Raw genomic sequence first — 5,493 nt, forward strand, 5'->3', positions numbered from 1 at the left:
CGCTCCCACAGTTGGAAAGCATTCCCCCTGTGGGAGCGAGCCTGCTCGCGAAGGCACCAACTCGGTCCCAATCCAGGCTCAGATAGCACTGAACCTCTGCCCCAACCCCTGCCCAACAAACTGCTCAATAATGAAATCAACAAACGCCCGGGTCTTGCCCGGCAACAGTTTGTGCTCGGCGTAATAGATTGAAATGTTGCCATCATCGACATACCAATCCGGCAACACCCGCTGCAACGTCCCCGCCTCCAGGTAGCCTATGGCGAACGGCATGCTCACCAGCGCAATGCCCAGGCCTTGGGTCGCCGTGGCGCAGGCCGCTTCCGAATCACTCATGGTCATCCGCGCTTTCAGCGTCAACGGACTATGTTGCTGTGTGCGACTGGTCAACTGCCAGGAGCGCACGCGGCCCGTCTGCGGCGAGCGAATGAGGATGCCCTCGTGATGTTTTAGATCCTCAGGTTCCTTGATCGCCTCCCGCGCCGCGAGGTAATCGACAGACGCCACCAACACCCGATGAGCCGGTGTCAGCTTGCGCGCCACGACCCCTTGGGGCAGCTCGAATCCACCACCAATCGCAGCATCGAACCCCTGGCCGATCAGATCGACCTGACGGTTATCGAAATGCCAGTCCGGGTTGATCGCCGGAAAGCGCCGTAGAAACTCCCCGAGCAACGGCACGATGTACAAGCGTCCGAACACCGTGCCCATGCTGACCTTCAACGTCCCCGCCGGACGCCCACCGGCGCTGGCGAGATTGGCCACGGCGTTCTGGATCGTGTGCAAACTGCTGCTGACCTCGCCGAGAAATAGCTGGCCCGCCTCCGTCAGCGTCAGGCTGCGGGTGCTGCGCTGGAACAATCGCACGCCCAGTCGCGCTTCGAGTTTGGCGACGCTTTTGCCCACTGCCGCCGGGGTCAGACTCAAGCGTCGCGCGGCTTCGGCGAAACTGCCGACTTCGGCGCTACGGACAAAGCATTCGATACTGCTGAAGGTTTCCATGGGCTTCACTATAAACTTTTGGTTTACATAGACTATCGCAATTACCGTCTACACAGCGTGTAATCGGAAATCGATACTAGGCTCCATCAACCGGGACATCCTGCCTCGGGACTTTGGAGATCGATATGACTACTCAGAACCTCAGCGGCAAAGTGGCTTTGATCCAGGGCGGTTCCCGCGGCATTGGCGCTGCCATCGTCAAACGCCTGGCCGCTGAAGGCGCGACAGTCGCCTTTACCTATGTCAGCTCCACCGTGAAAGCCGAAGAACTGCAAAACCGCATCATCGCCGACGGCGGCAAAGCCCTGGCCATCAAGGCCGACAGCGCCGATGCCGAAGCCATTCGTAACGCCGTGAGCGCAACAGTGGAACGCTTTGGTCGACTGGACATTCTGGTGAACAACGCTGGTGTGTTGGCAGTGGCGCCACTGGAAGAGTTCAAACTCGAAGATTTCGACCAGACCCTGGCCATCAACGTCCGCAGCGTGTTCATCGCCACCCAGGCCGCCGCCCGCCACATGACCGAGGGTGGTCGCATCATCAACATCGGCAGTACCAACGCCGATCGTATGCCCTTCGCCGGTGGCGGCCCGTACGCAATGAGCAAGTCGGCACTGGTCGGCCTGACCAAGGGCCTGGCCCGGGACCTCGGCCCCAAAGGCATCACCATCAACAACGTGCAACCGGGCCCGGTCGATACCGACATGAACCCGGCCGAAGGTGACTTCGCCGACAGCCTGATTCCGTTGATGGCCGTGGGGCGCTACGGCAAGGTTGAAGAGATCGCCAGTTTCGTTGCCTACCTTGTCGGTCCCGAAGCCGGCTATATCACTGGCGCGAGCCTGACCATCGACGGTGGTTTCGGCGCCTGATACCGCCCGGCCAAATGATGTCCCTGTGGGAGCGAGCCTGCTCGCGAAAGCAATAGTTCAGACAACGTCCATGTTGACTGACACTCCGCCTTCGCGAGCAGGCTCGCTCCTACAGTTTTTTTCGTCAGGACCACTCAAGCGCCGGCAAGCCACAGGCGCTCGGGCTGAACGCCTTCAACGTACGAAGAATGCCATCGGCGTGTGCATACTTTTCGTCCGCCATCGCCGCATCCGGAATGGCAATCGCCGTCATCCCCGCCGCTTTCGCCGCCGTAACTCCAAACGGCGAATCCTCGAACACCAGGCAATCCTGTGGCGCGACACCCAGGCGCCGTGCAGCGGTCAGGAAGATGTCCGGTGCCGGTTTCGCGGCCCCGACTTCCGGATCGTCAGCAGTGACGATGGTGTCAAACAGCGCGAACCAATCCCGATGCAAGGTGGTTTTCTGACCAAACGACTGGCTCGACGAACTGGTCCCCACTGCAATGGGAATGTTGTTGGCCTTCAGATGACGTACCAATTCCTGTGCACCCGGCATCGCCTGGGCGGTAGGAAAACGCTCGCGCATCAGCGGTTCGCGAATCACCAGGAACTCTTCGGCGCTGATCGGCAGCTCCAGCGCCTCGACCACGTACCGCGCCAGGTCACCGGCACCGCGTCCGATGATGTGCTGCTTGAGGCTCCAGTCGAAAGTCCGCCCATAGCGCCCGGCAATGATCGACGTGACTTCGGTGTAAATACCCTCAGTGTCCAGCAGCAAGCCGTCCATATCGAAAATCACGGCCTTGATCGGGCCGAACTCATTCAGCGCTGCATTCATCGCATCTGGTCCGTTTTCAATGACACCCCAGGCGGCTCGGGTGAGGCCGGCTCAGTGACTGATTAAAGGTTTCAGCAGCATAACGAGCGTGATCGGCATAGAGCAACGGGCAAAACCCGAGCAGCACGATGAGTTGCCAATGATTTAGCGAATCGCCCTACACGAAACACCTCCTTTCCCGACTTCTTTCCCCGCTGATCCCACGCAGAGTTTCGCGCCTCCTCTTCACCCGAGCGAAAGACTGCGCAATGTTCGATCCTGACAAGCTGTTGGCCCTGAACAACACCATCGGCCTGCTAGTGGTCGCCGCGATGAACCCGGAGCAACCGGACATCGAAGCGCTGCTCAAGGACTTCCGTCTCTGTCTCAACGACTACGAGGTCTGGGCAGAGAGCTTCTGGAGCGGCGGGACACTGGATGTCGAGCAAGTGTTCAAGGTCGGTAACAACGTCCATCTCTCCGCGCCGAAGCACTCCACCAATCCCGTCCGTTCAACCGTCGCCCAATGCCCCGCCAGCGGTACGCTGACCCTGGTGCATCTGTTCGAAGCCGCGCGTTTCGTGCCGATCGGCAACACGCCAGTAATGCTCGAACCGCTGATCTCCGACGGCCCTGATGGGCCGACGTACGGTAAGGCCATTCACAAAACCATCGGCCCCGGCGGCATCCTCGAAATCCCCGATTGCTGGCGCGGCAATCGGTACCGCATCACCTTCTTTCCCAACGTCACCACCGAGCACGTCAAAGCGCTTTACGCCTCCTATCAAGGCGTTGTCGGCGAACTTGAAGGCTGGTTGCGCACCGAGTGGAGGAACGAATTTCAGCCGCTGTGGGCCGGATTTTCCGAGGCAGGCTTCATCGAGCGCTACGGCATGCTGCAACGCGCCGATTGGCGGGGCTTCGAAAATTCGCTGAACGGCTTGTGGGATGACGTAAAGCAGCTCTATGCCCTGCTCTCGGACCTGCACGCCAACAGCGCCAGGCTCCTTGAATACCTGACCGAAACCGAACTTGAGGCGCTGTTGAATGCCTCGACCGAGGCCATCGCCAATCTGTTGCTGGTATTGAGCGACGAGCCATTGATTTTTATTCATCTGGCCGCGTTCACCAGTTGGCTGAAGCTGTTGCCGCCGCAGTACATCGCCGAGGTCGTGGCGGAAATTCGTACGGAGTTGCTGATCAGCTTCCTGCTGGTCTGCTTGACCGGTCCTGCCCGCCTGAAACTCGGCATAAGCGCCAAAGTACTGGGCAAGGTCAAGTCCGAACGCGCCCGACGATGGCTGGCCGCAGCGGCTCTGCGACTGTCTGAACTGACGAATCGTTCCGACCTGACCGGTCACGCGGGCGCACTCAAGCCGCTGATGGTCAATGCCCGGAACGCACCGCTGAAACCTGCGCCAACCGTACCGCTTCGAATCAGTACGGCGGGTTCGGCGGATGTGTTGGTGAACAATCCCGTCGCCATTGCCCGGAACAAATCGGAAGCCAAGACACGCCTCAGTCGGCAGGAAACCCACGACGACGTTTCAAAACAAGCCAAGAATCCCAACGGCAACAGCGCCGAGCCCGCGGCTCTCACCCAGACCCACGGCTGCCCGGTATCGCTGGTCACCGGCGAAGAACTGCTGACCCTCAGCGATGGCGTGCTCGATGGCATCTTGCCGTTTGAGTTCACCCGCCTCTATCGCACCAGCGCGGTGGAGATCGACAGCGGCCTCGGCTTCGGCTGGAGCCACTCGCTGAGCCAACGCCTCGAGCTCGACGGCGACAGCGTCACCTGGATCGACCCGGAAAACCGCCGCACACCGTTTCCCCTGCCGAGCCTCGCGCGCCCGGCAATCCACAACAGCCTGTCGCGGGCGGCGATCTATCTCGGCGATCAGCCGGAAGAACTGATCCTGGCCCTGGCCGGTGAGTCGCCGCGTTTTTACCACTTTCGCGACGGCCAGCTAAGCGCGATCAGCGACGCCTACGGCAACCGCCTCAACGTGCAACGCGATCTGGCCGGGCGCCTCCAGCGCCTGGACAACGGCGCCGGACGCTGCTTGCGCCTGCGCTACGAGCGCCAGCACCTGATCGCCGTCGACTACCAGCGCTTTCAGGTCGCCGCCAGCCTGGAACAGGCCTGGCACACCGAACAGACCTTGGTCAGCTACCGCTACGACGCCCGTGGCCGGCTGGTCGCGGCGACCAACGCCGCCGGTGAGTCCGAGCGCTACGACTACGACGAACAGCACGTCATCCTGCAACGGCAACTGGCCGGCGGCGCGAGTTTTTACTGGGAGTGGGAACGTGCAGGCAAGGCCGCGCGCTGCATCCGCCACTGGGCGTCCTTTGCGCAGATGGACACGCGCTATGTCTGGGATGACGCCGGCGGTGTGACCCTCAAGCACGCCGACGGTAGTCAGGAACACTATGTCCACGACGAGCAGGCGCGGCTGGTGCAGCGGGTCGCGGCTGACGGGGGCGAACACCACCAGGCCTACGACGCCCAGGGCCGGCTCATTGCCGAGCAGGATGCGCTCGGCGCCGTCACCGAATACCGCTACGACGACGTCGGCCGGCTGATCGCACTGATTCCGCCCGAGGACGAGCCGACGTCCTACGAGTACCGCAACGGTTTCCTGCATGCGCGCTATCGCGGCCGAGCCAAGTGGACCTACCAGCGCAACGCCCAGGGCGACCTCACCTGGCTGATCGACCCCGACGGCCACAGCACCTACCACGAATACGACGCGCAAGGGCGGCTGGTGCTGATCCGCTACCCGGACCGCAGCCTGCATCGGTTCAGCTGGAACG

Annotated in this window: 4 protein-coding genes; 2 read left to right on the forward strand and 2 right to left on the reverse strand. The window is 61.6% G+C overall.

All coding sequences use genetic code 11. The features are described from left to right. Positions 1-78: 78 nt before the first annotated feature. Positions 79-1,002: a LysR family transcriptional regulator gene (locus tag ACSFE6_RS30830; protein ID WP_435431152.1), complete on the reverse strand. Its 924-nt coding sequence runs from the start codon at positions 1,000-1,002 to the stop codon at positions 79-81. Positions 1,003-1,127: 125 nt separating this feature from the next. Here ACSFE6_RS30830 and ACSFE6_RS30835 point away from each other — a divergent pair, with 125 nt between their 5' ends. Continuing rightward, positions 1,128-1,874 (forward strand): 3-oxoacyl-ACP reductase family protein, encoded by a 747-nt coding sequence (locus ACSFE6_RS30835; protein WP_435431153.1) that lies wholly within the window; start codon positions 1,128-1,130, stop codon positions 1,872-1,874. A gap of 124 nt (positions 1,875-1,998) precedes the next feature. On the opposite strand, the gene ACSFE6_RS30840 is transcribed toward ACSFE6_RS30835, so the two are convergent. Next, a complete protein-coding gene (locus ACSFE6_RS30840; protein ID WP_435431154.1) occupies positions 1,999-2,694 on the reverse strand; it encodes an HAD-IA family hydrolase in 696 nt (231 codons plus the stop codon). 248 nt (positions 2,695-2,942) lie between these two features. Here ACSFE6_RS30840 and ACSFE6_RS30845 point away from each other — a divergent pair. Further along, the coding region (locus tag ACSFE6_RS30845; protein WP_435431155.1) for a DUF6531 domain-containing protein at positions 2,943-5,493 on the forward strand (2,551 nt) is incomplete at its 3' end.

The sequence above is a fragment of the Pseudomonas baetica genome, from assembly GCF_051216495.1.
In the GTDB taxonomy this organism is placed as follows: Bacteria; Pseudomonadota; Gammaproteobacteria; order Pseudomonadales; family Pseudomonadaceae; genus Aquipseudomonas; species Aquipseudomonas baetica_B.

Coding starts and splice junctions, on each gene's coding strand:
- ACSFE6_RS30840 (WP_435431154.1), bottom strand. CDS start 2,694: ATGAATGCAGCGCTGAATGAGTTCGGCCCGATCAAGGCCGTGATTTTC.
- ACSFE6_RS30835 (WP_435431153.1), top strand. CDS start 1,128: ATGACTACTCAGAACCTCAGCGGCAAAGTGGCTTTGATCCAGGGCGGT.
- ACSFE6_RS30830 (WP_435431152.1), bottom strand. CDS start 1,002: ATGGAAACCTTCAGCAGTATCGAATGCTTTGTCCGTAGCGCCGAAGTC.